Source organism: Clostridium beijerinckii (assembly GCF_008705175.1).
In the GTDB taxonomy this organism is placed as follows: Bacteria; Bacillota; Clostridia; order Clostridiales; family Clostridiaceae; genus Clostridium; species Clostridium beijerinckii.
The window spans coordinates 1,293,158-1,319,057 of the sequence record NZ_CP043998.1 but is presented as its reverse complement, the minus strand read 5'-3'; the positions used below and the strand labels follow the sequence as shown (position 1 = coordinate 1,319,057).

The window sequence follows — 25,900 nt, the reverse complement described above, 5'->3', positions numbered from 1 at the left end:
TAAAAAGTATACTACTTTGCTAAAGTTTCCACTATTTTATATGATTCTTCAATCGCCTCTTGTATCTTTTCTGGCATCTTTCCACCTGCTTGAGCCATGTCTGGTCTTCCGCCGCCACCGCCGCCAAGCATAGAAGATATTTCTTTTATTAACTTTCCGCAATGAGCACCTTTAGCTACTGCATCTTTAGTTGCCATAGCACAAATAATAACTTTTCCAGCATTTGCACTCATAAGTAAAACTATGCTATTTGGAGCTTTATCTCTTACCTTTTCGCATACATCTCTTAAAGTATCACTATCAACGTCTTTTAATTCATAAGAAATTACATTTATATCCTTAACGTTTCTTGAAGAAGATACTATATCATCTATTCCCATTGATGCGAATTTAGATTTTAGAGCTGTTATTTCTTTATCTTTTTCCTTAAGCTCCTTAACTTGTTGATCAAGCTTAGCTAATAATTCTTTTTCTGAGCATTTAAGCTTAGTTGAAATTTCTTTTAATAAATCTTTCTTTTCATTTACTATCTTATAAGCTTCTTTTCCTATTACAGCTTCAATTCTTCTTGTTCCTGCAGCAATACCACTTTCAGATATAATTTTGAATAAACCAATCTTTCCTGTGTTATCTATATGTGTTCCACCACATAATTCTTTAGAGTATTCCCCTGCACTTACAACTCTAACTTTATCAGCATATTTATCATCAAATATACCTATAGCTCCACTATTTTTTGCTTCTTGAAGATCCATAACTTCTGTAACAACTGGTGTAACACTTGTAATTGCTTCATTTACCAAATCTTCAACCCTACTTATTTCTTCTTCTGTCATAGCTTCAAAGTGAGAAAAGTCAAATCTAAGTCTATCATTACTTACATAAGATCCAGCTTGATGAACATGTGATCCAAGAACCTCAGTTAATGCTTTATCCAAAAGATGAGTTGCAGTATGGTTCTTCTTAATATTTTCACGTCTAACTTTATCCACTTCTATAGTAACTGTATCTCCCACTTTAAGTTCTCCTGATACAACTTCAACAAAATGAACTATTTTTCCACCTATGTTCTTTTTAGTATCAAGCACATTAGCTTTAAAACCATCATTAAATATTACACCTGTATCTCCTATTTGACCACCCATTTCAGCGTATAAAGGAGTAACATCAGTAACTATAATAGCTTTATTTCCTTCTGTTATAGCATCTGTAAAGTCTTCACCTTCAATTAACACTTTAACTTCTGCATTTAAAGTATCATTGTCATATCCATCAAAAACAGTTTCGATTTCTCCTGGTATAATATCTAATGTTTTAACATCAGTTCCCATGTAATTAGAAACTTTTCTTGCACTTCTAGCTCTTTCTCTTTGAACTTTCATTTCTTCATGGAAAGCCTCTTCATCTAATGCTAAACCTTCATCTTCTAATATTTCTTTTGTAAGTTCCATTGGGAAACCAAATGTATCATATAATTTGAATCCATCCACACCACTAAGAACTTTTTCATTCTTTGCTTTTAGTTCACTTATAAATCCATTTAATATTTCCATTCCTGAATCTAAAGTTTCTCTAAATTTATCTTCTTCTATTTTAATTACTTTTTTAATATATTCTTTTTTGCTATTTAGTTCTGGATAAGCTTCACTCGAATCTCTTATAACAGTATCACATAAATTGCAAAGGAATGCTTCTTTAATTCCTAAAGTTTTCCCATGTCTTGCTGCTCTTCTAAGAAGTCTTCTTAACACATATCCTCTACCTTCATTTGATGGCATAACATCATCTGAAATCATGAAAGTTATCGATCTAATATGGTCAGTTATTAATCTTAAAGATATATCTGTTTTTTGATTTTCTCCATATTTAACATTAGCTAATTTTGCAACTTCACTTAAAATATTTTCTAATGTATCAATTTCAAAAATACTATTCTTCTCTTGCATTATAGTTGCAAGTCTTTCAAGTCCCATACCTGTATCAATGTTAGTATTAGCAAGTTTTTCATAGTTTCCTTTTCCGTCACCATCAAATTGAGTGAAAACAAGGTTCCAGAATTCTATTATTTTATCTTCATCTGCTAATTTAACAAACTCATCAGCGTTAGTTGGTATTTCCTCTGATCTATTAAAATGAATTTCTGTACAAGGACCGCATGGACCTGCACCATGTTCCCAGAAGTTATCTTCTTTGCCTAATCTAAATATATGAGTTTTATCCACATCTGTAAGTGTAGTCCAGTATTCATATGCTTCATCATCATCTAAATATATAGTTACATATAATCTATCTTTAGGAAGTTCCAACACCTCTGTGATAAACTCCCAAGCCCAAGGAATTATTTCTTTCTTGAAATAATCTGCAAAAGAAAAGTTTCCAAGCATCTCAAAGAAAGTACCATGTCTACTTGTAATACCTACGTTTTCTATATCCCCTGTTCTAATACATTTTTGGCAAGTTGTAATTCTTCTCTTTGGTGGCTCTTGTAATCCAGTAAAATAAGGCTTCAACGGAGCCATTCCTGCATTTATTAATAATAAACTTTTATCGTTCTTTGGAACCAAAGAAAAGCTATCCATTCTTAGATGATCTTTACTTTCAAAAAATTTCAAGTATGCTTCTCTTAAGTCATTGGTTTTCATAAATTTCATAAACTATTCCTCCATTTTTTTCAGTTAACAGTTGACTCCGATATCCATTGTGAATATCTTTTTATTGTTTATAATCTTCTTATGAAGATTTAAGATTTCATAATTATTTGTGACAAGTTATTAATTGCAGAACCACTGCTCTTTTTATAGGCGAAAAGATCCTAATTGCAGAAAAGTTCCGTATTGCAGCGTAGCTGCTCTTTTCATTAGTGCATAGCTACTCTTTTTATAGGTGAAAAGATCCTAATTGCAGCATAGCTGCTCTTTTTATAGGTGTATAATTTACCAAATAAAAAAAGCCCTCTCCCCAAATAGATATAGGGACGAAAGCTGGAATTCCGCGGTACCACCCTAATTATGTATGATATAATCATACATCACTTAGTAATTTATAGCTCCTAGGTAGCTTCAAAATATATAGCCAAAAGTTTTCACCAACCACTTTTTCTCTGAAATGACTATGATAAATTTACTTATCCTATTCATCGCTTAATATTTAATTATTTCATCAAAATTATATTTCATATAGATAATTATGTCAATATTCAACTTTATTTGTACACCCCTAATGCATAAGCTTTTTTATAGATAACCCAACTATAATCTATACTTATGTGTATAACTCACCGAAATGAATAATATACTTTTGTTCCAGTTTCTAGGTAATTATGATGGGTGATTCTAAGGCTATAAAGTTGCACTGTGTGAAAATTCTGCTAACCAAATATAAAATTCGGAGCATCACTTTTTGGGTTTTCTGCTTAAGTACCTTTAACAGCTCATTTTCAAATGTTTTCTTCATATTATTGCCCTTGTAGTTATAAATATATTTACGATTTCTAGTGCAGATACGAACTTAAGGTTTTAGTAACTTTGTAAAATGTTCATCTAATAAATCCAATCCTTAAGTTGTTTATCTATAAAATCTAGAACAGATAATAATTTATATCATCATATAAAACTTTTATAATGACAGCTATAGGCACCACTAAAACCATCCCAACAAATCCGCCAAATTTATCTCCTATAAGTAATAAAATTATTATAACAAATGGATGCATCTCTGTGCTGTCCCCTGTTATTTTCGGAGATAAAATATCACCTTCAAGCTGTTGAATTATGAACATACCCACAATTACCCAAAACGCCTTTATTGGAGAATCTAAAAGTGCAACTATTACCGCTGGAACTGCACCAAAAATAGGTCCAAAGTAAGGTATTATGTTTAAGATTGCATTCAATATAGAAATCCATAAAGGAAATTTTACTTTCAATAATAATAACAATATTAATGTTAATCCGCCTATTAATCCCGAAAGCATTAACTGACTTGTTATATATCTTGTTAACACTCTATCAATATCACTTAATATTTTTTTAGTTAGCCCTCTTTTAGAAGTTGGTAATAACAACAGCATTTTACTATATATTTTATTACCATCGCAAAGAAAGTAATAAACCATAATAGGTATTATTGCTAGTGACATTGCATTATCCCCAATGCTCATTAAATTTTCCACTGCATTTTCTGAAAAATTTGTCCAAAAAGCATTTCCTTTTTCTAAAATTTCATTATAAATTACATTAGTGGTAGAAAAGTCATCCAAGTTATTTTTCTTTAACATTCCTTCAAGTAAGTTGCTTACGTTATCAAATATATTACTGATATTAGATATCTCATTAAATAGTGTAGGAACTATAACAATTATACATGCAGTTATGATACCTATAATTATTAATATAACCACTATTGAGGATATTTTTTTACTTATTCTAAATTTCGCCTCAAATCCATCCCTAATAGGAGTCAAAGTATAAGCTAAAATAAAAGATGCTACAATAATATTTATTATTGAATTTATTGATTTGTTAAAAATGTAAGCTAATATTAAGCAAATAAAGCATAATAGGGTTATACCTAGAAGAATTGCTTTTTTATGCTTTCTTAATTGCATTGTGCCTATCCATATTATGAGGTAAAGTTTTAAACATAACTCCCTCATTTCCTGTATATAATATATATTCCTCTCCGAGGATGCATCTATTTAATAGAATAATTTGCTTACCCTTTATCATTTTATCTACTAACCCTGAGCTTATAACTATTGCTTTAATTGAATAATCTTGTATATCTATTATAATATCCTCTAGAACTCCTTTAACATTCCCCAATGTATCAATAACTTCCATATACTTAATCTCTTTAAATGTAAGTCCCTCACCTTTTTTTATATTTTCTATTATTACATCTTCACCTATATCTATAACATCTTCCATGTCTATATAGTTATTTTTAGAGAACAGATGGCTATTGGATACCTTAAATCCTACAATCTTTCCCCAAAAGAAATCTATGTATAAGTCTTCTATAATGCCAATCTTTTTGCCTTTAATGTTATAAACTTTCTTGAAATAGAAGTCTCTAGTTTTAAACATTGTGCACCTCCAAAATAATTTTTAATAGAAAGTCCTTATGCCTGTTTATGTCTATACACTATATACTGTAGTGTTCCCCCCTATATTCTCTAAAATAAGTAATATAGTTAATAAACTAAATCTAGTTCATTTGATATGGTCTCCAACAAGAGGAAAATTATTCATATTAATATACTCAAATGTATAATTTTACCGCACAATAATTTTACACTTAAAAAATCGTAGACGAATATGGTTAATTATGAAGGCTTTGCCTCTATGGGCGAGCTCCTACGAAAATACCAATACTTTCATCATCATACATTGTGGATACTTTGTCTTCATGAGCAGTACTAGAGAATAAAAATAGTACCTACTATTTAGTAAGTACTTAATTTCATCAACTAAAATTTTTGAGACAAAATTTTAATATCCTTAGAATTTAGGTGAATCTATTCAATAATATACAACCGTTTTCTTTAACTTTAATAAAAGAGACACTACCATTATCAGTTATTAGAAAAATTAATGTAAGTATAAAATGTTCATTCTAAATGCCAATTTAGAAATGCAGCTTTTTATTCGCTTCATGACATTACCCTCTTATTATTTGGATTTACTCCAATCACTTCCACTTATATCTTACTTCTAAGTATTCACCACCTCTGTCGTATCCTAATATGTTATATCCATTTTTGTTATATCCTTCTTTATCAAAACCTGCACTATTAAATCCATTTCTATCATATCCTTTTTTGTCGTATCCTTCTCTATCATACCCTTCCTCGTTATAATATGTCCCATTTCTATGCATTCCTCTTTTACCAAATCCATACTCGTCATACTTCGTGCCATTTTTATGAAATCCTTTAGAATTAAAGCCATGTTCATCGTATCTTTTTAAAGCCTTGAAGATATCCAAAAAATCACCTTCCAATTTTTTACTCTCAAAAATATTATATCAAGTATATCTTCATAAGTTAATACTATTATGTAAAATATAGGTAAATATTTTATCTCCTCTAGTTGGTAATTCATATTCACTTTCATTGTTTATTTATCCTAACTTTTTAGTATTATTTCTGTAAATTATCAAATCAGTATAATTACTTGCAAAGTTCTTTTTAACTCTAAATCAAATAGTTAATTCTCTTGTAAAAACGCATGGCTTGCTCTGCACCTATAAAGCTTTTTACTGGCTGTAACGCTCATATGCTACTCATACATTGAATTACTCTGCAACCTCAAAACAAAAAAAACGCAAAAAAACTGAGAGCACTTACGTACTCTCAATTTTAAAAATATTTAAATTACAATAACTCTTTAGATTATACTTTCTATTATTCCACCGCCAACTACTATTTCATCATCGTAAAATACAACTGACTGACCTTTAGTTATTGCCCTTTGCTTTTCCTTAAAGATAACTTTCACCCTACCATTTGGAAGTGGTATTAAAGTCGCTTCTGCTGGTCTTGCAGAATATCTGATTTTCGCTGTAACTTCTATTTCTTTTTCAAGTTTATCAAAAGGAATAAAATTCACATCAGTTGCAATTAATTCTGTTTTGAAGATATCATCTTCAGAACCTAGTACAACTTCGTTGGTTTTAGCATTAATATTTGTTACAAATACCGGCCTTCCAAGTGAAAGTCCAAGTCCTTTTCTTTGTCCAATAGTATAATATACAATTCCTTTATGCTTACCTAGTATATTACCACTCTTATCGACAAAGTTACCTGGTTTAACCCTATTTGGTTCTGCTTCTGAAATATATTTCCCATGATTATTATCAGAAATGAAACATATTTCTTCACTATCCTTTTTATTATGAACAGCAAGACCAATTTCTTTCGCTATTTCTCTTATTTTTGTCTTTTCATAATCTCCGCAAGGCATTAATGTATGTTCTAACTGATCTTGAGTAAAATTATATAAAGCATACGTTTGATCTTTTCTATCATCATCAGATCTGATTAAAAGATATCTATCATCTCGCTTTTCAATTTTAGCATAATGACCAGTAGCAACATAATCTGCCCCTATACCTCTTGCTCTTCTTAAAAGTTCATCGAACTTTAAATGTTTATTACATTCAATACAAGGGTTTGGAGTTTTTCCGTCTATGTATTCTTGAACAAATTTATCAATAACTTTTTCCTTAAAATAATCTCTAAAATTCAAAACATAAAATGGTATATCAAGTTTGTCGCATACTCTTCTTGCATCATCAACAGCAGAAAGGGAGCAGCAGCCCCCTTCCCTTTCTTCAAATTCCTCATCGTGCTGCCAAATCTGCATTGTAGCACCAATGACGTCATATCCCTGCTGTTTTAATAAATATGCAGCAACAGAACTATCTACACCACCACTCATACCTACTAAAACTTTTTTCTTCATAAATTCACCTATTACTCTTCTCCATGTACAGCAGCATGTAGATCTTCATCACTATGTTCTTCCATAGGTATTACTTCTAATCCATTTTTTGCTCTGTAATCATTTATAGCTTTATGAATTGCTTCTTCTGCAAGAACTGAACAATGCATTTTTACTGGTGGAAGACCATCTAAAGCTTCTGCAACTGCTTTGTTAGTTAATTCCCAAGCTTCATCTAATGTTTTCCCTTTAATTAATTCTGTAGCCATTGATGATGAAGCAATAGCTGATCCACATCCAAAAGTCTTAAATTTAACATCTTTAATGATATTATCTTCAACTTTTAAGTAGATTTTCATTATGTCTCCACACTTAGCGTTTCCAACTTCACCTACACCATTTGCATCTACTATTTCTCCAACGTTTCTTGGATTTTGGAAATGTTCCATTACTTTTTCACTGTATATCATATTAATTTTCCCCTTTCTTTAAAAAGTCATCCCATAATGGTGACATATTTCTTAATCTTTCAATAATTGGTGGTACAACTTCAAGAACATAATCTACATCTTCTTCTGTTGAACCTTCACCCATACTAAGTCTTAATGATCCGTGAGCAATTTCATGAGGAAGCCCGATTGCAAGTAATACATGTGATGGATCTAAAGAACCTGAAGTACAAGCACTACCGCTTGATGCACAAACCCCTTTAAAATCTAATGATAATAAAATCGATTCACCTTCAATAAATCTAAAACATACATTAACATTTCCAGGAAGTCTCTTATCTCCTCTTGGTCCATTTAATTTAGTGTATGGAACTTCAAGTAAACCAGCTATTAATTTTTCTCTTAACGCAGTTAATCTTTTCATATGCTCTTCTAAATTATTAGTAGCAAGTTCAAGAGCTTTACCAAGTCCAACGATAGAAGCAATATTTTCTGTACCTGCTCTTCTATTCTTTTCTTGAGCTCCACCGTGAATTAAATTATCAATTTTAATTCCCTTCTTTATATAAAGAACTCCAATACCTTTTGGTCCATAAATCTTATGACCTGCAAGTGATAACATATCTATATTCATTTCTTTAACATCAACAGGAACATTTCCAACAGCCTGAACTGCATCTGTATGGAAGAAAACTTTCTTTTCTCTACAGATTTCTCCAATTTCTTTTATAGGTTGAATTGTTCCTATTTCATTATTAGCAAACATAATACTTACTAAAATTGTCTTATCAGTTATAGCATTTCTTAAGTCATCTAAATTTATGAAACCTTCTTCATCAACATCTAAATATGTAACATCAAAGCCATTCTTCTCTAAGTATTCACAAGTATGAAGAACTGCATGATGCTCAATCTTAGTTGTTATTATATGGTTTCCTTTATTCTTATGAGCTGATGCAATACCTTTTATAGCCCAGTTATCAGCCTCTGATCCGCCACCTGTAAAATACACTTCATCAGGTAAACAGTTTAACGCCTCTGCTATCTGTTCTCTTGCCTTATCTATAGCTCTTTTTGTTTCTCTTGATATTCCATAAAATGAAGATGGGTTACCAAACTTTTCAGTAAAATAAGGAAGCATTTCTTCTAATACTTCTGGCTTTACATAAGTTGTAGCTGAATAATCCATATATACGTTCTTCATAATCATTCACTCCTATCCACTATCTTAATATTATTCTTATTGTTTTTAATTGTCTCATAATCATCAAGTATATCTTGTAATGTAATTGAGTTCATAACATCGTCTATGCTTCTTTTAATCTTCTCCCAAACTGCTTTGGTTGCACAGCAATCCGAGCTATCGCACTCAACACCATCAATACAATCTGCTATCTCAACTGGCCCTTCAAGAATAGTCATAATATCGCCAACCGTTATGTCTTTTGGCGGTTTACATAGAACATATCCACCTTGAGCACCTCTTATACTTCTAATCATATTAGCACGTCTAAGCGGGCTAAATAACTGTTCTAAATAGTATTCCGAAAGATTTTCTCTCTTTGATATAGTTTTTATTGAAACGGGGGCACCACCATAATTAGATGCTAAGTCAACCATAGCTCTAACTCCATATCTTCCTTTAGTTGAAAGTTTCATTATTTCTTCACCCCTTTTCGTTTTTTGTTGATATTTCTTTGTTTTTCTAGTATTATAAAAGATATATTAAATTCGCTTATATCTTACCAAAATACTCGGCTTTTGTCAAACGATAATTGCTATTATTTTTTTATTTCTGCCCAGTATTTCCTCAAACTCTCTTCATATTTATTATTTTGTTCATTATAATAAATCTTTCCAAGCAGTTCTTGCGGTAAATAACTCTGTTTTACATAATGATTAGGATAATCATGAGGATATTTATAGCCACCAACACCAAGGTTTGCTGCTCCAGAGTAATGAGCATCCTTTAAATGCATTGGAACATCTCCAAAGTTAATGTTTTCTAGATCACTCATAGCAGAATCTATAGCTAAGTATGCACTATTAGATTTAGGAAGCGTTGCTAAATATACAACTATTTCTGAAAGAATTATTCTTGCCTCCGGAAGTCCAACTTTTAATGAAAGTTCTATTCCAGAATTAACAACAGATAATGCATTTGGAAATGCAAGACCAATGTCTTCTGCTGCAATAACAGATATTCTTCTAATTATAGCAGTTAGATTTCCTCCTTTAATCAATCTAGCTAGATAGTGTACTGCTGCATTAGGGTCACTGCCCCTTATACTTTTTTGAAGAGCACTTAATAAATTATAAAATTCATCTCCACTAGAATCAGCCCGCATACTTGATTGGCCTAGACTTTCAATATATTCGCTCGAAATAACTCTAACCTGCTTAACCTGAGAGTTTACAGCCAGCTCTAAAATATTATAAGCCTTTCTATAATCACCTTGAGAGATTTCTCCAATATACTCCAGCGCCTCATCTGAATATTCTATTTCTATCCCTTCATCTATAAGCTTTTGTATAGACCTCTTAAGACCAACTATTATGTCACCTGTAGTTAGAGGCTTAAAAGAGAATATATTACATCTGCTTATTATAGCTTTGTGTATAACAAAATATGGATTTTCAGTTGTACTTGCAATCAAAGTTATTCTTCCATCTTCTATAAATTCTAACAATGCCTGCTGCTGCTTTTTGTTAAAATGTTGAAGTTCATCAATATATAAAACAACTCCATTATAATTTAATAAGCTATCTATATTATTAGTTATGTCCTGAATATCCTTAACCGATGCAACTGTTGCATTTAATTTATAAAATTTCTTATCTACATAATTAGCCATTATATTCGCTAAAGTTGTTTTTCCCGTTCCTGGTGGTCCGTAAAATATGCAATTACATATGTTTTTTCCAGCTATCAAGTTATATAATGGCTTTCCTTGCCCTAATATATGCTGCTGACCTACAAAATCTTCTAATTTATTAGGTCTCATCAAATCAGCTAATGGTCTCACCTTTTCCACTCCTTTCTGCAATTATCGTTTTAAGACGTAATCCAAAATAATAATAAATCTAACTTTAATTACTCGCTCTCAAAGTAAAATCTCACGCGACTACTGAGTCAGATGTTTTTTATAAATCTGACTTTTTAATCCTTTGGATAAAAATCTGAAAGACTAATTTGACATTCTATTTAGCAGCAGATATACATATCCTAGTAAATCCACTCCCACTGCCATATTACTTATGCTTAACCCAAAATCTTTTTGTTAGTTTTGGACTTCTCTTTTTCTTTAATGCCTCTTAACTTATATATGTTGCAATTCACAATGCACACTTCACAATTACGTCTAAAATTCTCACAATATCTTTAGAATTATGACGAAGATTTATTTTTGCAATATATATAATAAACTTTATTTTATATAAAGTAACACTTTCCCCAATATTTCTCTTCGCTAGAAATAAAAATAGCGACAAGTAATATTATAGCAGATATAAAAAAATAAGAAAGCAGTAAGAATTTAAAATTCTCGCTGCTTTGCTTCTACATCATAGTTATATATATTTTATTTTAAATATATATTATATATTATTTAGTTATTGTTTGTTTTGTAGTCACGTATCCTACTTGTCCATCTCTATACACACGAGCAGTAGAATATACTATTGAACCTAGTGGAGCAGTATACTCACCATTATTATATTCTATTCCTTCATCTGTTCCATTTGCATTAGTAACTAATATATCTTGTGTAACATAATCTTTATCCCCACCAGTTGTACTATCAGCAGCTTTATTAAAGCTAACTGTGAAAGTGGCCTTTGCATCTGAAGCATTTTTATTAATAGTAACCTTTGCATAATCTGCATACTTGCTATTAATATCCCCTTGGAATGTTGTTGTTGAACCACCACTACTATGATTTGATCCACCACCACCTGATGAACCATTGCTACCAGTTGATCCCGTATTTCCTCCTGTTGTACTTGGAGTTACTTTTGCTCCATTTCCTGAAAATGCTACAGTTGGAGTTGGTATCTTGTCTCCTGTAGCTTCTCCGCTTGCTGCAAAAGTATAAACAGCTCCGTTAATTGTAACATTACCTGTTGCCATTGCTCCATTTGGTGCAAGATAATATACTTTTCCATTAACTTCAACTACACCTGTTTGCATTGCTCCTGATGCTGATGCAAAATACCATGCGCCTCCGTCATTTATCCAACCTGTCTTCATTGCTCCTGATGATTGTAAATAATACCATGTACCGCTATCATTTACCCAGCCTGTTTTCATTGCTCCTGATGGGTCTGCATAATACCAAGTAGCTCCATCATTTATCCAACCTGTTTTCATTTCGCCTGATGGTTGCATATAGTACCATGTACCACCGTCATTTGCCCAGCCTGTTTTCATATATCCTGTTGAATCAAAATAATACCAATTTCCATTTATTGATCTCCACCCTGTAGAATATGAATTTCCTTCTGTATTCCACCATCCATTCGAATCTTGCTTCCATTCTGCTGATGCTCCAATTGGAGATAATGCTGCTACAGTTAATCCAACTAATGCAACTGCAACCAACTTCTTTAACTTTAAACTTTTCATTATTATATACCCTCCTTAATAATACTGCTTCTCTAATTATCTTATTTTTTATAAAATGTTACTTTCTTGAACTCCCTTAGCTTTAGGCAATTCCTATAATTACTTATTTAGGACTCTTTTCCAAACACCAGGAATAAACAACAAGATCCCTGTAGCAAGTGCTGTAGCTCCATATTTTACCAAGCCTACTAGACTATAACCAGCTATATTATAGACAGTATCTTTTAAATAAACCGGAATAGCATTGATATTTTCATAAATTTTCAAATGATAAATACTGGAAGATACTATAACTAAAATTAATCCTGCAATGAAAAATGCAGTTCCTATGTATTTTAAACTAGAATCTAAACCATTAGCATTTACTTTTATTAATATACCTATAATAATTATAGGCATTATTATGAATAACCAAAATAATTTATAAATTGTTGAAGTTATTAGTGCTAACTTATGAACCTTATTTGATTCGATAATCTTATTAAAATTCATCTTTTCAACTTCTTTATCAATACTTTTACTTGCTTCATCTCCCAGCTTACCCTTAATACTATCTAATTTACTTTTAGGATTTTTACCATCTTGTATATTATTTGCGGCATTTTGTCCTTCATTATTTAAACTTGATGATGCTTCTTCCTTAGACCTTTGATTATTACTATCTTGTGATTTTGTAACATCGTCATTAGAATTTTCAGGTTCAGTAGAAGAATTACTTTCTCCTGATTCATAATCATCAATTGTTATTCCATAATCTTTTAACATCTTTAAGGCCTGTTCTTCGGTTATACCTTTTTTTGTTGCCTTTTCAATTGCTTCTTCTTCAGTTAATCCTTTTTGCCTTAGTATTTCCTTCACCTTAGCTTCTGCTTCACTTTTGCTCATTAGTTGTTCTACTTTTATATTGCCTTGTCCATCTTTCAATGCTGGCTTAATATAACTTATCCCATTAACTTGTGATATACTTTTAGTATATCCCATGTTTTCAATCTGGAACTTATCATTGAAAGATAAATCACTACTAGTTGGCTTAATCATATTATCCATAATAGAATCTAGCATATCAGATACTCTTTGCTTATATATAGATGTATCCATAGGCTTAACATTATTTTCACCAGTTTTTAGATATTCTAACAATTCGTGAACTACATTATCAGCTTCCTTTTTCACATCATCTTCTGTTATTATAGATTCTTTTATGTCAATGTTAATCCCCTTAGAGCTTAAGACCTTATCTATTTTTTCATAAATATAATCTTTAAGTTCTCTATAAGTTCCACTTTCATTAAAAATATTTAAATAAGTAGCTTCATTAAGCAACACATATTTAAAAAACACAGATAAAACAGCAAGCATGATACTAGCCATTAATAATATCTCAAGAACAACATTTTTTATAGAACTGTTTTTCATCTATTTTAGAGCTTCCTTAATCTTGTGTGCATAATCAGCTAAATTGCCAGTATTGTCATTAACGAAATCGTTAAGTGTATACACATTTCCTGAATTAAGCTGAAGAATTATTTGGTATCCTTGCATAACAGATGCAGTAGCTTTTCCATCTTTATTTTTCCCAAAAACTAGCTTAAGGCCATTAGTATTTTTTATCACTTTTTTCATATCATTTTGAAAATCGATTCTATTAACATTATCTGTGTTAGTACCATTTTCAATTTCTTTTAATCTATCTGCCACCTTATTAACTTCTGATATTATCTCATCAAGCTCAGCTTCACTAAATTTGTCAAACATTTTTAATCCAACTGTAACAAGTGTATCATCGTCTTCAATTAAATCTAATGCATCATTTAATTTGCTGTAGTCTTCTGCTCCTTTATACTCGTCAACCACTTTTTTAAATTCAGTCAAATCGATAACGCTAGCAATCTTTGTGTTTTTATTAACATTATAAGTTAATGGGCTAGTATTACTTTTAAATAAAGTTTTCATATCATCTTTTACTGTTTCATCGCTAGGCCTTTCTGCTGCAAATGCCCCTATTGAAGTGGATGTAGCTACTACTAATCCAAGTGCTCCCATTGATAATAATTTTTTCATTTTCATTCTTATTTTTCCCCTTTCAATATTTTAACTATATTCTCTTCCATATAACAGTATACATATTCTATAATATATCATTTATGGGCTAATTACAATATTTTTTCCATGATATCCACTTATATGAATAGTTTTTCATTTAAAAATTACTATTTTTTTCAATTTTCTTATTCTAGATATTAATTAACCTTCCATCATTTATAATAATTTGAAATTTACATATTTAAATGGTAAATTATATATATGTATATTTCAAACTTCACATAGTTATACATATGCAATAACCTCAAACAGACTATTGTGAATTTTGAGCATAACTAATCAAGTATTATGAGGAGTGTTAAAATGAAAAATTTCAAACTAAAAAACTTAGTTTTTGTAGCTGCAATAACACTTGTAGCTACTGCTACTGTTGTGCTTCCTACAAAAGCATCAGCTGCTTGGAGACAAGCTGATAATAGTAGTTGGAGCTACAGCGACGGAGATGCTGCGGTATCCGGTTGGAAATCAATAAATGGAAATTGGTATTTCTTCGATTCAAATTCCGTAATGAAAACTGGCTGGGTTAATGATGGCGGTAAATGGTATTACCTAGCATCATCTGGCGAAATGAAAACTGGCTGGATTAGCGATGGCGGTAAATGGTATTATACTAATCCATCTGGAGATATGCAAACTGGCTGGCTTTTAAACAACGGAGCTTGGTATTACCTAAATTCATCTGGAGATATGAAGACTGGATTACTTGAATTAAACGGTAAAACTTACTATTTAAGTGACTCTGGATCAATGAAAACAGGAACTGTAACTATTAACGGTGTAAGTTATACTTTTGGTCAAAATGGCGAAAAAGTAACAACCTCTACAGCAAATCAAAGTACTACTAATACAACAACTTCTTCATCAGGAGGATCAGGTGGTTCAGGAGGCAGTAGCTCTGGATCAAAAAATGATGACACTGACTCTTCATATGAATACTTATATGGGACTTGGACCGTTGGCGATCTTGTTTATAAAGGTAGTAACAATGACTCTATAGAATCATATGTCGGTGAACAATTTACAATCTCTAAAGATGGTATTACTGCTACACTTCCTGTTCTTGGCGTAACAACTATTAATCCTACTATTAAAGAAAGCTCAATGACAGCTTCTGAATTCAAATCAAAATGGAAGATTTCAGTTAGCGGCAGTACTGTTAAACGCCTCCACATATCTTATAGTAGCTATTCTGCAGATATGTATATTACCGAAGATGATACAAAATATGTTTCAGTAAAAGGTGCTCTTTTTGAATTGCAATAATAAAACTTGTTATTTTTGCGTTTAGCTTTTAATCAAAAAAATAGGTGCTTATTTATGTACAAGCATTTAACATAATCATGAGTTCCATTTAGAAGATGGTTTTCTGAGCGCTAAAATATACAGTAAAAATAAACCTTTGGATAATGTAACATCCAAAGGTTTATTTTATATATATGTTTCAATGCACAATGCTCAATTTATAATTCACATTTCACAATTCACAATTACGGCTAAAATTCTTGCAATATTTTTAGAATTATTATGAAGAATTATTTTTACAACATATATTAACTATTAATTATTCTCTTCTTAAAGATTCTACCGGATCTAATCTTGCAGCTTTATTAGCTGGCAATAATCCAGCCAGAACGCTTATAACAATACTTAATGTTAATCCAAAAGCAGCATATGACTTCTTTATCAAAACTAAATTGATGCCAAATAATTTAATTGACTTGATATTTATACCTGTCATTAATGCATATGCAAAGACAAGTCCAATAATCCCGCTAAAGCAGCCGATTAAGAACGCTTCTAAAACAAAAATCTTTCTTATATCCTTCCGACGTCCCCCTATGGCTTTAATTATTCCTATTTCCTTAGTTCGTTCTACAACACTAATATACATAATCACTACAATCATAATTGCAGATACTACCAAAGATACTGCTGAAATTCCTTTAACATAATCATGAGTTCCATTTAGAAGATGGTTTTCTGAGCGCTAAAATATACAGTAAAAATAAACCTTTGGATAATGTAACATCCAAAGGTTTATTTTATATATATGTTTCAATGCACAATGCTCAATTTATAATTCACATTTCACAATTCACAATTACGGCTAAAATTCTTGCAATATTTTTAGAATTATTATGAAGAATTATTTTTACAACATATATTAACTATTAATTATTCTCTTCTTAAAGATTCTACCGGATCTAATCTTGCAGCTTTATTAGCTGGCAATAATCCAGCCAGAACGCTTATAACAATACTTAATGTTAATCCAAAAGCAGCATATGACTTCTTTATCAAAACTAAATTGATGCCAAATAATTTAATTGACTTGATATTTATACCTGTCATTAATGCATATGCAAAGACAAGTCCAATAATCCCGCTAAAGCAGCCGATTAAGAACGCTTCTAAAACAAAAATCTTTCTTATATCCTTCCGACGTCCCCCTATGGCTTTAATTATTCCTATTTCCTTAGTTCGTTCTACAACACTAATATACATAATCACTACAATCATAATTGCAGATACTACCAAAGATACTGCTGAAATTCCTGATAATACATAAGTTAAAATGCTTATCATAGAATTAAACATATTTAACATTTGCTCTTGTGAAGATCCTGAATATCCAAGTTCCTTAACCTTTTCTTTTATTCCATCAGTATATTTTTCACTAGGTGTATTTAAATACATTACATTAGACTTTAATTCATATTTATTCTCTGAATACCAGTTTTCTAAATCTGAATAGTTTAAAAAGACAGACTTCATAATTGAAGTTAAATCTCCACCGGCTGTAGTGTAAATTCCGCTTACAATAAATTCTTTTTTTAATACCTTTTGATTTACTAAAATGCTCAAAGTCACCTTTTTACCAATAACGTCTTCTCCAACTTTATCACTTATAGTTTTGTTTATTAGTATCTCCCCATCTTTAGGTAACGTTCCTTCCTTAAGATTTGATTCTGTTATATTTGAGGATATGGTTGAAAGCCTCATGACATTACTTCCTTTTCCATTATAACTTAAAGAATCTGCTCCTAGAGATATTTCATTAAACCCCTTTTCTATAGAAGATACATTTTCTATTTCTGATAGCTTTTTTATGTCTTCTTCTTTAAATGGAGTTTGTTTATTAATGTCAGGCTTCTGTATGGTTGCAATATCTAAATCAACTGTTTCAGAATCATCACTAGGCATGTTTACCTCTATTACTAGAGGATTAACATAACTATTCATAGTTCTATTAAAATAAGCCTTAATTCCATTTCCAAAAGCCAGCATCAAGATAAGACTCATTATTCCTATACTTGAGCCTATAGAAATAAATATATTTCTTATTGCCTTTTCCTTCATATTAGTAAGTGCCAGCTTTATTGCATTAAATGAATTTAAACTTTTCCCTCTTTTTCTGATGTATCTGCTTCCTTCATAGTTCTTCTCATCGCCAACAGCAGCTTCCAATTCAAAGGATTTATTATCCTCATTTATACTGCCATCAGCTATTTTAATTACTCTGCTGCAGCAAGATGCTACTTTCTCAGAATGAGTAACCATAATCACAAGTTTACCAGCTTTAGCTATACTCTTCATTATTTCTAGAACTTGCATTGATGTCTTTGAGTCTAGACTTCCTGTAGGTTCGTCTGCAATAATTATTTCAGGATCATTCACTAATGCTCTTGCAATAGCTACCCTCTGTTTCTGCCCACCTGATAACTGGTTTGGCTTCTTATTTATATGATCTTTTAACCCAAGTTCTATTAACAATTCTTTTGCACGTTTAACTCTTTCTTTTTTCTTTACATTAGATAGCGTCATAGCTATTGCTACATTGTTTAAAATGGATAAATGAGGTATTAGATTAAAGCTTTGAAAGACAAATCCAATCCTATTTTTTCTATACTCATCGAGCTCTCTTTTCTTAAACTTTTTAATATTCTCTCCGTTTACAAATAATTCTCCATTATATTTAGAATCCAATCCACCTATTAAATTCATTAATGTAGACTTACCACTACCCGATTCTCCTATAATCGCTACTAATTCTTTTTTATCAAAAGATAAATTAATATCTTTTAGCACATAAATTTTTTCATTACTTTTTACTTTATAATATTTGCTAATATTTTTCAAACTTAATATACTCATTATTTTCCTCTTTAATTAATTCAACTTAAATTTCAAAACTTAAATAACTATACTCTTTAAATAATCAGTAAATCCATCTCTAAGTTCTGAATTCCTTAGTGCGTATTCTACTGTAGCTTTTAAGTATCCAAGCTTATCTCCTACATCATATCTTGTTCCTTCAAAGTTATATGAATAAATTGCTTCTTCTTTAAGCAATTCTAATAATGCATCTGTAAGCTGTATTTCATTACCTTTTCCAGGTTTAATTCTGCTTAATACCTCAAATATCTGTGGTGTTATTATGTACCTTCCAAGAATTGCAGTATTAGATAAAGCATCTTTAATATTTGGCTTTTCCACTAACCCCTTAACCTTAGAAACTCTATCCTCAATTTTTATTCCATTAACTATTCCATACCTTGATACATGCTCTGGTTCTACTGCTTGCACTCCCAATATACTTGTTTTGTATTCACCATAACAATCTATAAGCTGTTTCAAACAAGGCTTTTGGTATTCATTTGTATAAACAATATCATCTCCAAGCAATACTGCAAAAGGTTCATTTCCTACAAATGCCCTAGCACAATAAATAGCATGTCCTAACCCTTTTGGTTCCTTCTGTCTTATGTAGTGAATATTTGCCATACCTGATATATCCCTGACTATCTTTAATAAATCGTCCTTATTATTTTTAGCTAGTTCTGCTTCAAGTTCCACTGACTTATCAAAATGATTTTCAATGCATGTTTTATGCCTTCCAGTTATAATAAGAATTTCTTCAATTCCAGAAGCTATTGCTTCTTCTACAATATACTGAATTGCAGGTTTATCTACTATAGGTAGCATTTCCTTAGATTTTGCTTTAGTTGCTGGAAGAAACCTTGTGCCCAATCCTGCCGCAGGAATTATCGCTTTTTTTATTTTTTTACTCATGATTATGTCCCCCATATTAGTCATCTTATCTTTTTTTGTCAATTATATCCTATTTATAGTATAACATGAAATTTTATTGTATTGTGAAATTATTTTAACAGCTGCTGAAGTAAAGAGAAATCAAAATCATCCTTAAGCTAATAAGTTATAAAAATAAGAAATATATATGTTGCAATTCAAATGAACATTTCACAATTCATAATTTCAGCCAAAATTCTTGCAATATTTTTAGAATTATAATGAAGAATTATTTTTGCAACGTATATATTAAAGAAAAAAGTACGTAATTTTTTAACTACGTACTTTTTTCCTTATGACCTTTTCCTTTTATAAATTTTATAATAGGAAAGATAAAATAAGCCTAATCCAATCATTGCTCCCATAAAATCAACTAAAATATCACTAACTAATGAAGTCCTTCCTGGTATAAAAGATTGATGAAACTCATCAGTTACAGCATAAAATAAACAAATAAACAATATGTAAATTATCATACCTTTTCCGCTTTTATTATAAGAAAAAAGTGCACCGCAAACTAGAATTGCTAGTACCATATACATAAATGCATGTGCATTTTTCCTTACTATATGATCTAAATTACTTGCTTCTTCCTGCTTAACATTAATGCTATTCTTATTTACTTGGGAACTATCACTACTGCTTACTGCCTTATCTTTATTTTCAGCTTGTGATTTTTCTTGATTTCTTTGAGCATTTTCAATTATATTAACCACCTTAGTGCTTTGTTCATGAGAAATTGTTCCGTTATTTCCTGACATATAAAATATAAATCCCATCCAGAACAAACATAAAAGTATAACGATTTTTTTCAAGTGACCACCTCTTTTTAATTAGACCATTTGTGAATTTCATTTCAATACTGTTAATAGTTATCTTATATTATACCCCATATATCACTTGCTTAAAACAAAAGTTGCACTAAACATAATTTAGTGCAGTAACTTTATATAATTATAATTTTCAATCTCGCCATCTAACTTATAATAAAATCTATTCCTCTAAAAGACGTTGTATCAAGTTAAAAATTGCTTCTGCACTGTTAAAATTTTCAGGAATTATTTCAATTGCAGGAACTTCGATATCATATTCATCATCAATTACATTAACAATTTCAACAATATCAAACGAATCCAAAATACCTTCATCAACTAAAGTTGTACATGTCCCAAAATCAACATCATCTCTAACACCTTGTAATAATTCAATTAACTTCTCCATAATATATCTCTCCTTCATTGTATGATTTCACTTATTATATAAACATATTTGTAAATTCACTAAAACTTTAAGTTCATATCTTCACTAGAAATTATAAATATATTTGTGTAGAAAACATTTGAAAATGAGTTGTTAAAGGTTCTTAGCGGTAGGTTGTTCCATTTTAGCTTGTCAAACTGAAAGTTGGAGCATGCTAAAGTGGATGCAACCTGCTGCTTAGAACCTTTCAGCGATATTTTCATAGTTTTTCGGAATCAAAATATTTATAATTTCGGTAAGTTACAACATAAATCTAAATTTAATGTTGTTTATTTATTTTATATATTCTTCTATTAGCTTTTTACGATCAATTTTTCCATTCATATTGAGTGGCATACTGCTTCTATTATTGCAGACATTAGGCAGCATATAACGAGGCAGCTTTTCCTTCAAATTCTGTGATAGTTTTTTAGTCTCAAGGCTTCCTGAATATACAGCAACAATTTGATCACTTTCTTTATTATATAGGCAGCAACACATATCCACGCCTTCTAATGCACTCATTGCATTTTCTATTTCACCTAATTCTATTCTATTTCCCATATGTTTTATTTGAAAGTCTTTACGTGAAACATAAACTAATTCTCTATTCTCATTCCAGTAAACTAAATCTCCTGTACAATAAACAGTTTCAGGATAGCTCTTATTTAATGGGTTTTGAATAAATGCTTCTCTTGTTTTTTCTGGATTATTATAATATCCACAAGCTAAGAATGATCCACGAATTAACAATTCTCCAACTTTTCCACATTCTTCAACAAGTTGTCCATCTTCATCCACAATCAAAGCCTCTACATTATCACATGGCACCCCTATTGGGATAGGTTCATCATCATTAAACTCTCTGTCAACTATATAGTATATTCCTATATCTGTGATCTCAGTTGGTCCAAACAAATTTGCATATACTGCATCAGGAACATGTCTACGCCATATATTAAGCTGTTTAGTAGGCATTGTCTCTCCTGCAAATAGAATCTTCTTTAAAGCAGGCAACTTAATGACATCTAAAGCTCCTAAATTAGCCACTATACTTAATGCAGATGGAACCCAATAAATCATGTTAATTCCTTTTTCATTTAAAAATTCAAGTAACTTTACTGGAAATGAAAATAACATTTTAGGAATAATATATAATGTCGCTCCACTTCTAATAGTTGCAAATATATCAAATACAGACATACTGAAATAAAATGGTGTCTGATTTCCAAAAGTAGTATTCTCATCCAACTCAAAAGTTTTAACTACCCAGTCTGCATAATCAATTACAGATCTATGGCATACAATAACACCTTTTGGAATCCCTGTTGACCCGCTTGTAAAAAGAATGTACAAAGGATCAGTATCAATCATTTGCCTTCTTGCAGTCTCTAGTTTTTCTTCATTTTTTGGTAACATATGAATTTCATCATACAATACCTTTATGCAATCTGTTTCTATAAGCGAAAGACACTTTTCTGTTTTATCGTCGTAAATTATAGCAGCTGGCTTCAATGTATCCAATATTATGTTAATGCGCTCTACAGGCATTTGAGAATCCAGTGGAACATAAAAACATCCTGCATATGCTGCACCCATGAATGCTGAGATATTTCGTGCGCCTTTTTCCATATAGACAACAACAGCTTTATGCATACCTATGTTTTCTATCAAAAAACTCCCAATACTTTTAGATTCTTCAACTAATTCATGATAAGTTAATTCATATTTACCATCAGAAAAAGCAACTTTATTAGGAAATTTCTTTTCTGATTTTTCAAGATAAGATAAAATGCTTTTTTCCATAATATTTCCTCCATAATCTATTTTTTCATAGCTTACTTTACATTATCTTTTATATGACTCTTCTTTTGAGACATCTTCATCATAATGACGAATTGCTTCATTATTATTAGATCCTTTTGCTCTGGCATTTACTCGTATTTTAAACTTCTTATAGGACTTTGAATCAAAAACGAAATCTGGATTTTTATCATAATCTCGTATAATATGCTCCTGCCCAGTTTCTGAATCCAGTAATACAAATTGGTATTCTGGTGTAACTTTAGATCCATGAAGAGAATCCCCTGATAGTGTTATAATACTACCATTCTTTTTCCAATTAAACCAAGCAGATGAAACATAATCTATTGATGCATAATATTCATCTTGTTTATAAAAATATTTGCTCATATCATCACCATTTTGGCGCTTCTTTATGAAAGCTGCTAAAGATTTAGAGAAAGCCTCTGCGCCAATAGCATTCAAGTGTTCAGTATCAGAAAAATAATTATTTTTTAACTTAAACACTTCTGGTTTAATTAAGTTATAGTTGTAATATTGAATATTTAAGTTCTTTGCTATCTCTGCCACCTTATTATCAAATTCAAAGTAATTTTTTACTCTAAGGATTTGAAATGTAGGAAATGGTGTTGTTAAAAGAATTAACTCACAATTGTTCTCCTTACATAATTCAGATATCTTCTTTAAATATTCAGTATCTTTTGAGTTTATATCTCCTATATTTTTATTTGCCGGAGGTAATTTTAGATTATCGTAATTTAAAGTTCCTTTTTGATCACTAGGATCAACCTTATTGAATCCTTTTCCTACATAGCCACTCTTATTGTTTTCCATAGCTTCTACTTGTCCCGGTTTTGGATAATCTGTATAAAAAGAATCAAATTTTCCATAAATATTGTTTACTACATCAAGAGGTGATTTTACATCATATCCACGCCACGGAAATAGCCTGTCTAAATAAGAACCATCTTGGGACGATGAAAAATAATATTCAAGCTTATTTAAAAATGATTTCATATATAAAGAAACTGAAAGAAATACTATTGGCTTTTCTTCCTTGCTAGTAAAATTATCTGGATCAACCGTTAAAACAATTAGTTTAGGTTTATGGTAAGAAAATAATTCTTTCAATGAATAGTAAGTACCCACAAACATTTGCTGAGAAAATGCATAATTAAAAGTATTTTCCCCCAATTCCTTATCCATAATATATGGATTAATATCTCTTTGAGATAGTGACGCACCTGCAAATACCACATCAAAATCTTTTTTCTCAGAATACATTTCACGCATTGTCATTCGTGAATAATTTCCCTTTGGCACAAGGGCAAATGCTAAGCCATAACTTAAAATAATAAATACCATTATAAATATGATTCCACTAAACCATTTATATTTAAAATTGCGCATACATAAATCCTCCTAGGAGATTTCCAGAACTAGCATCAAAGCTTATGACAGCAAAAATTAATGCATAAAATACTGCCCACCTAAAAACTAAATTTTGCTTAGATAAAAATTCACGTATCTTTACGCCTCTTTCTTGCAATACACTTACTGAAAACAAAATAACCGTTGCCCAAAATAAAATTCTAAAATCCTGTTCTTTAAGTCCAAGTTTATAAATTGTACCATCAAGTAATTGCGTAATTTTAAAATTTGCTACGGTATTATGTAACATATAAAGTGAAGAGTTAAGATTACTTGCTCTATCAAAATACCATCCTAAATTTACAATAAAAAATGTTCTTAATATCCTAAACAAGTGATATGAGAAGCATTCCGTATTTACTTTAGTTACTCTTTTTAACCATTCATAAAACGGTTCTAGAATCGTGCTAAAGGCAATAACAATTCCATTATATAATCCCCACGCTACGTAATGCCAATAAGCTCCATGCCAAATACCAACAACTAAAAATACCACTAAGTTAGAAAATACAACCGGAATAGTCCTTCCTGCTTTCCTTCCAAGATGTTTATTGGCTAGTTTTGATACCTTAGACATTTTCTTTGAAAGAGCTAGAGGGTAAAATATATAATCGCGCATCCAAGCACCTAAGGTAATATGCCATCTGCGCCAAAATTCTGATAGTGAGGTTGAAAAATACGGTCTTCTAAAATTCACAGCCATATTTATTCCAAGCAATTCAGAGATCCCCATAGCAACATCAATTCCGCCTGAAAAATCTGCATATTGCTGTAATGAATAGAATAAAACTCCTACTACTGTGATTGCACCACCATAATTATCATAGTTCTTAAATGTTTCATTAACTAATGTGATTGCTCTATCTGCAATTACCATCTTCTTAAAAAGCCCCCATAAAATCAATTGGAGACCATATTTAAATTTCTGCCAATCAAACCTGTGAGTTTTATATAATTGTTCTGATAATTTATCAAATCTATTAATAGGGCCTTGTACAATTTGAGGAAAAAATGAAATAAACAGTGCAAATTTAAATAAGTTTTTTTCTGCTTTATATTTTCCATTGTATACATCAATTAGGTACCCCATGGACTGAAAAGTATAAAAAGATATTCCTAATGGTAGTAACAAATTCAACTTCATTGGCACTGTCCCATGGTGGGTCACAATGTTGAACAATCCTACAATGTTTTTTGATAAAAAATCAAAATATTTTAAAAACGCTAAAATTCCGAAATTACTTAATAAAACACACCAGAAAATTATTCTCTGCTTCTTCTTTGCTAGAGCCTTTATTTGTTTCTTACTTTCAGGTGTCAGTGTTTCTTTTTTTTCAGTTAATTCAATTTTCATATTTTCGCTAATTTTACTTATAATAATTGTTCCAACCCAGACTGTCAAAGTCGTAAAAATTATATATCCAACAGTCTTTACACCAGCAGATATATAAAAAATATAACTTCCAATAAGTAAACATATCCATTGAAACTTCTTAGGCAAAATATAGTACGCCAAAATCAATATAACAAAAAAAATACAAAAATTAAATTGCAAAAACGACATTATTCCACATCCTTATAAAGAAATTAATATACATGTTTCAAAAAGTTTAATTCATAAAAATTCATCTTAAACTATATACTACAATTCACAATTCACAATGCACAGTTCACAATGCACAATTACGGATAAAATTCTTGCAATATTTTTAGAA

20 protein-coding genes, 1 pseudogene and 1 other annotated feature are annotated in these 25,900 nt (G+C 30.7%); of the genes and pseudogenes, 1 reads left to right on the top strand and 20 read right to left on the bottom strand.

Annotated elements, in window-relative coordinates; genetic code table 11:
• Positions 1-11: 11 nt before the first annotated feature.
• From alaS to F3K33_RS05920, 12 genes are all read right to left on the bottom strand, one after another.
• Entirely contained in the window at positions 12-2,651 is a 2,640-nt protein-coding gene (gene alaS / locus F3K33_RS05975) for an alanine--tRNA ligase (RefSeq protein ID WP_039772328.1), read from the bottom strand.
• Between the two features lie 316 nt (positions 2,652-2,967).
• Positions 2,968-3,146 (bottom strand) — a binding site (T-box leader).
• A gap of 431 nt (positions 3,147-3,577) precedes the next feature.
• Complete coding sequence (locus F3K33_RS05970; RefSeq protein WP_039772330.1) at positions 3,578-4,606, bottom strand: AI-2E family transporter; 1,029 nt, start codon at positions 4,604-4,606, stop codon at positions 3,578-3,580.
• The gene (locus F3K33_RS05965) at positions 4,587-5,087 is read right to left on the bottom strand and encodes a PRC-barrel domain-containing protein (protein WP_011968443.1); all 501 of its coding nucleotides are present in this window, start codon (positions 5,085-5,087) and stop codon (positions 4,587-4,589) included. The genes F3K33_RS05970 and F3K33_RS05965 overlap by 20 nt, the downstream gene beginning before the upstream one ends.
• Before the next feature lie 604 nt (positions 5,088-5,691).
• Positions 5,692-5,988, bottom strand: coding sequence for a hypothetical protein (locus tag F3K33_RS05960; protein ID WP_023973364.1), 297 nt, complete (start codon positions 5,986-5,988; stop codon positions 5,692-5,694).
• A 401-nt stretch (positions 5,989-6,389) separates the two neighbouring features.
• Positions 6,390-7,466 carry a tRNA 2-thiouridine(34) synthase MnmA gene (gene mnmA / locus F3K33_RS05955; RefSeq protein WP_011968441.1) on the bottom strand — a complete coding sequence of 359 codons (1,077 nt, stop codon included), beginning with the start codon at positions 7,464-7,466 and terminating at the stop codon, positions 6,390-6,392.
• Positions 7,467-7,477: 11 nt separating this feature from the next.
• Positions 7,478-7,915 (bottom strand): Fe-S cluster assembly scaffold protein NifU, encoded by a 438-nt coding sequence (gene nifU / locus F3K33_RS05950; protein WP_011968440.1) that lies wholly within the window; start codon positions 7,913-7,915, stop codon positions 7,478-7,480.
• Position 7,916: 1 nt separating this feature from the next.
• Positions 7,917-9,098, bottom strand: coding sequence for a cysteine desulfurase NifS (gene nifS, locus F3K33_RS05945; protein ID WP_039772333.1), 1,182 nt, complete (start codon positions 9,096-9,098; stop codon positions 7,917-7,919).
• Positions 9,099-9,100: 2 nt separating this feature from the next.
• Positions 9,101-9,553, bottom strand: a complete 453-nt coding sequence (locus tag F3K33_RS05940) for an RrF2 family transcriptional regulator (RefSeq protein WP_039772335.1) — start codon at positions 9,551-9,553, stop codon at positions 9,101-9,103.
• Between the two features lie 122 nt (positions 9,554-9,675).
• Positions 9,676-10,920 (bottom strand): replication-associated recombination protein A, encoded by a 1,245-nt coding sequence (locus F3K33_RS05935; protein ID WP_077868349.1) that lies wholly within the window; start codon positions 10,918-10,920, stop codon positions 9,676-9,678.
• Between the two features lie 578 nt (positions 10,921-11,498).
• Positions 11,499-12,518 (bottom strand): cell wall-binding repeat-containing protein, encoded by a 1,020-nt coding sequence (locus tag F3K33_RS05930; RefSeq protein ID WP_039773936.1) that lies wholly within the window; start codon positions 12,516-12,518, stop codon positions 11,499-11,501.
• A 99-nt stretch (positions 12,519-12,617) separates the two neighbouring features.
• Positions 12,618-13,934 carry a hypothetical protein gene (locus tag F3K33_RS05925; RefSeq protein WP_039773935.1) on the bottom strand — a complete coding sequence of 439 codons (1,317 nt, stop codon included), beginning with the start codon at positions 13,932-13,934 and terminating at the stop codon, positions 12,618-12,620.
• Positions 13,935-14,585 (bottom strand): DUF2059 domain-containing protein, encoded by a 651-nt coding sequence (locus F3K33_RS05920; protein ID WP_039773934.1) that lies wholly within the window; start codon positions 14,583-14,585, stop codon positions 13,935-13,937.
• Positions 14,586-14,924: 339 nt separating this feature from the next.
• On the opposite strand from F3K33_RS05920, the gene F3K33_RS05915 reads away from it, so the two are divergent.
• Positions 14,925-15,884: a PspC-like choline-binding domain-containing protein gene (locus tag F3K33_RS05915; RefSeq protein ID WP_039773933.1), complete on the top strand. Its 960-nt coding sequence runs from the start codon at positions 14,925-14,927 to the stop codon at positions 15,882-15,884.
• Between the two features lie 298 nt (positions 15,885-16,182).
• On the opposite strand, the pseudogene F3K33_RS05910 reads toward F3K33_RS05915, so the two are convergent.
• The 8 genes and pseudogenes from F3K33_RS05910 to F3K33_RS05875 all read right to left on the bottom strand — a co-directional run.
• A pseudogene (locus F3K33_RS05910) lies at positions 16,183-16,569 on the bottom strand (ABC transporter permease); the annotation flags it as partial.
• Positions 16,570-16,796: 227 nt separating this feature from the next.
• On the bottom strand, positions 16,797-18,776 hold the full coding sequence (locus F3K33_RS05905) for an ABC transporter ATP-binding protein/permease (RefSeq protein ID WP_154862456.1): 1,980 nt from the start codon (positions 18,774-18,776) through the stop codon (positions 16,797-16,799).
• A 39-nt stretch (positions 18,777-18,815) separates the two neighbouring features.
• Positions 18,816-19,694, bottom strand: a complete 879-nt coding sequence (gene galU / locus F3K33_RS05900) for a UTP--glucose-1-phosphate uridylyltransferase GalU (RefSeq protein ID WP_039771221.1) — start codon at positions 19,692-19,694, stop codon at positions 18,816-18,818.
• 311 nt (positions 19,695-20,005) lie between these two features.
• The gene (locus tag F3K33_RS05895) at positions 20,006-20,527 is read right to left on the bottom strand and encodes a VanZ family protein (RefSeq protein WP_039771223.1); all 522 of its coding nucleotides are present in this window, start codon (positions 20,525-20,527) and stop codon (positions 20,006-20,008) included.
• A 178-nt stretch (positions 20,528-20,705) separates the two neighbouring features.
• Positions 20,706-20,933 carry an acyl carrier protein gene (locus tag F3K33_RS05890; RefSeq protein ID WP_017210807.1) on the bottom strand — a complete coding sequence of 76 codons (228 nt, stop codon included), beginning with the start codon at positions 20,931-20,933 and terminating at the stop codon, positions 20,706-20,708.
• Positions 20,934-21,245: 312 nt separating this feature from the next.
• The gene (locus tag F3K33_RS05885; RefSeq protein WP_039771224.1) at positions 21,246-22,757 is read right to left on the bottom strand and encodes an amino acid adenylation domain-containing protein; all 1,512 of its coding nucleotides are present in this window, start codon (positions 22,755-22,757) and stop codon (positions 21,246-21,248) included.
• A 42-nt stretch (positions 22,758-22,799) separates the two neighbouring features.
• The gene (locus F3K33_RS05880; RefSeq protein ID WP_039771227.1) at positions 22,800-24,164 is read right to left on the bottom strand and encodes a hypothetical protein; all 1,365 of its coding nucleotides are present in this window, start codon (positions 24,162-24,164) and stop codon (positions 22,800-22,802) included.
• Positions 24,151-25,749: an MBOAT family O-acyltransferase gene (locus F3K33_RS05875; RefSeq protein ID WP_039771229.1), complete on the bottom strand. Its 1,599-nt coding sequence runs from the start codon at positions 25,747-25,749 to the stop codon at positions 24,151-24,153. The genes F3K33_RS05880 and F3K33_RS05875 overlap by 14 nt, the downstream gene beginning before the upstream one ends.
• Positions 25,750-25,900: the final 151 nt, after the last annotated feature.

What these genes read in the sequence shown, in the direction of transcription:
- alaS (WP_039772328.1), bottom strand. Translation starts at nt 2,651, where the DNA reads ATGAAATTTATGAAAACCAATGACTTAAGAGAAGCATACTTGAAATTT.
- F3K33_RS05970 (WP_039772330.1), bottom strand. Translation starts at nt 4,606, where the DNA reads ATGCAATTAAGAAAGCATAAAAAAGCAATTCTTCTAGGTATAACCCTA.
- F3K33_RS05965 (WP_011968443.1), bottom strand. Translation starts at nt 5,087, where the DNA reads ATGTTTAAAACTAGAGACTTCTATTTCAAGAAAGTTTATAACATTAAA.
- mnmA (WP_011968441.1), bottom strand. Translation starts at nt 7,466, where the DNA reads ATGAAGAAAAAAGTTTTAGTAGGTATGAGTGGTGGTGTAGATAGTTCT.
- nifU (WP_011968440.1), bottom strand. Translation starts at nt 7,915, where the DNA reads ATGATATACAGTGAAAAAGTAATGGAACATTTCCAAAATCCAAGAAAC.
- nifS (WP_039772333.1), bottom strand. Translation starts at nt 9,098, where the DNA reads ATGAAGAACGTATATATGGATTATTCAGCTACAACTTATGTAAAGCCA.
- F3K33_RS05940 (WP_039772335.1), bottom strand. Translation starts at nt 9,553, where the DNA reads ATGAAACTTTCAACTAAAGGAAGATATGGAGTTAGAGCTATGGTTGAC.
- F3K33_RS05930 (WP_039773936.1), bottom strand. Translation starts at nt 12,518, where the DNA reads ATGAAAAGTTTAAAGTTAAAGAAGTTGGTTGCAGTTGCATTAGTTGGA.
- F3K33_RS05925 (WP_039773935.1), bottom strand. Translation starts at nt 13,934, where the DNA reads ATGAAAAACAGTTCTATAAAAAATGTTGTTCTTGAGATATTATTAATG.
- F3K33_RS05920 (WP_039773934.1), bottom strand. Translation starts at nt 14,585, where the DNA reads ATGAAAATGAAAAAATTATTATCAATGGGAGCACTTGGATTAGTAGTA.
- F3K33_RS05915 (WP_039773933.1), top strand. Translation starts at nt 14,925, where the DNA reads ATGAAAAATTTCAAACTAAAAAACTTAGTTTTTGTAGCTGCAATAACA.
- F3K33_RS05905 (WP_154862456.1), bottom strand. Translation starts at nt 18,776, where the DNA reads ATGAGTATATTAAGTTTGAAAAATATTAGCAAATATTATAAAGTAAAA.
- galU (WP_039771221.1), bottom strand. Translation starts at nt 19,694, where the DNA reads ATGAGTAAAAAAATAAAAAAAGCGATAATTCCTGCGGCAGGATTGGGC.
- F3K33_RS05890 (WP_017210807.1), bottom strand. Translation starts at nt 20,933, where the DNA reads ATGGAGAAGTTAATTGAATTATTACAAGGTGTTAGAGATGATGTTGAT.
- F3K33_RS05885 (WP_039771224.1), bottom strand. Translation starts at nt 22,757, where the DNA reads ATGGAAAAAAGCATTTTATCTTATCTTGAAAAATCAGAAAAGAAATTT.
- F3K33_RS05880 (WP_039771227.1), bottom strand. Translation starts at nt 24,164, where the DNA reads ATGCGCAATTTTAAATATAAATGGTTTAGTGGAATCATATTTATAATG.
- F3K33_RS05875 (WP_039771229.1), bottom strand. Translation starts at nt 25,749, where the DNA reads ATGTCGTTTTTGCAATTTAATTTTTGTATTTTTTTTGTTATATTGATT.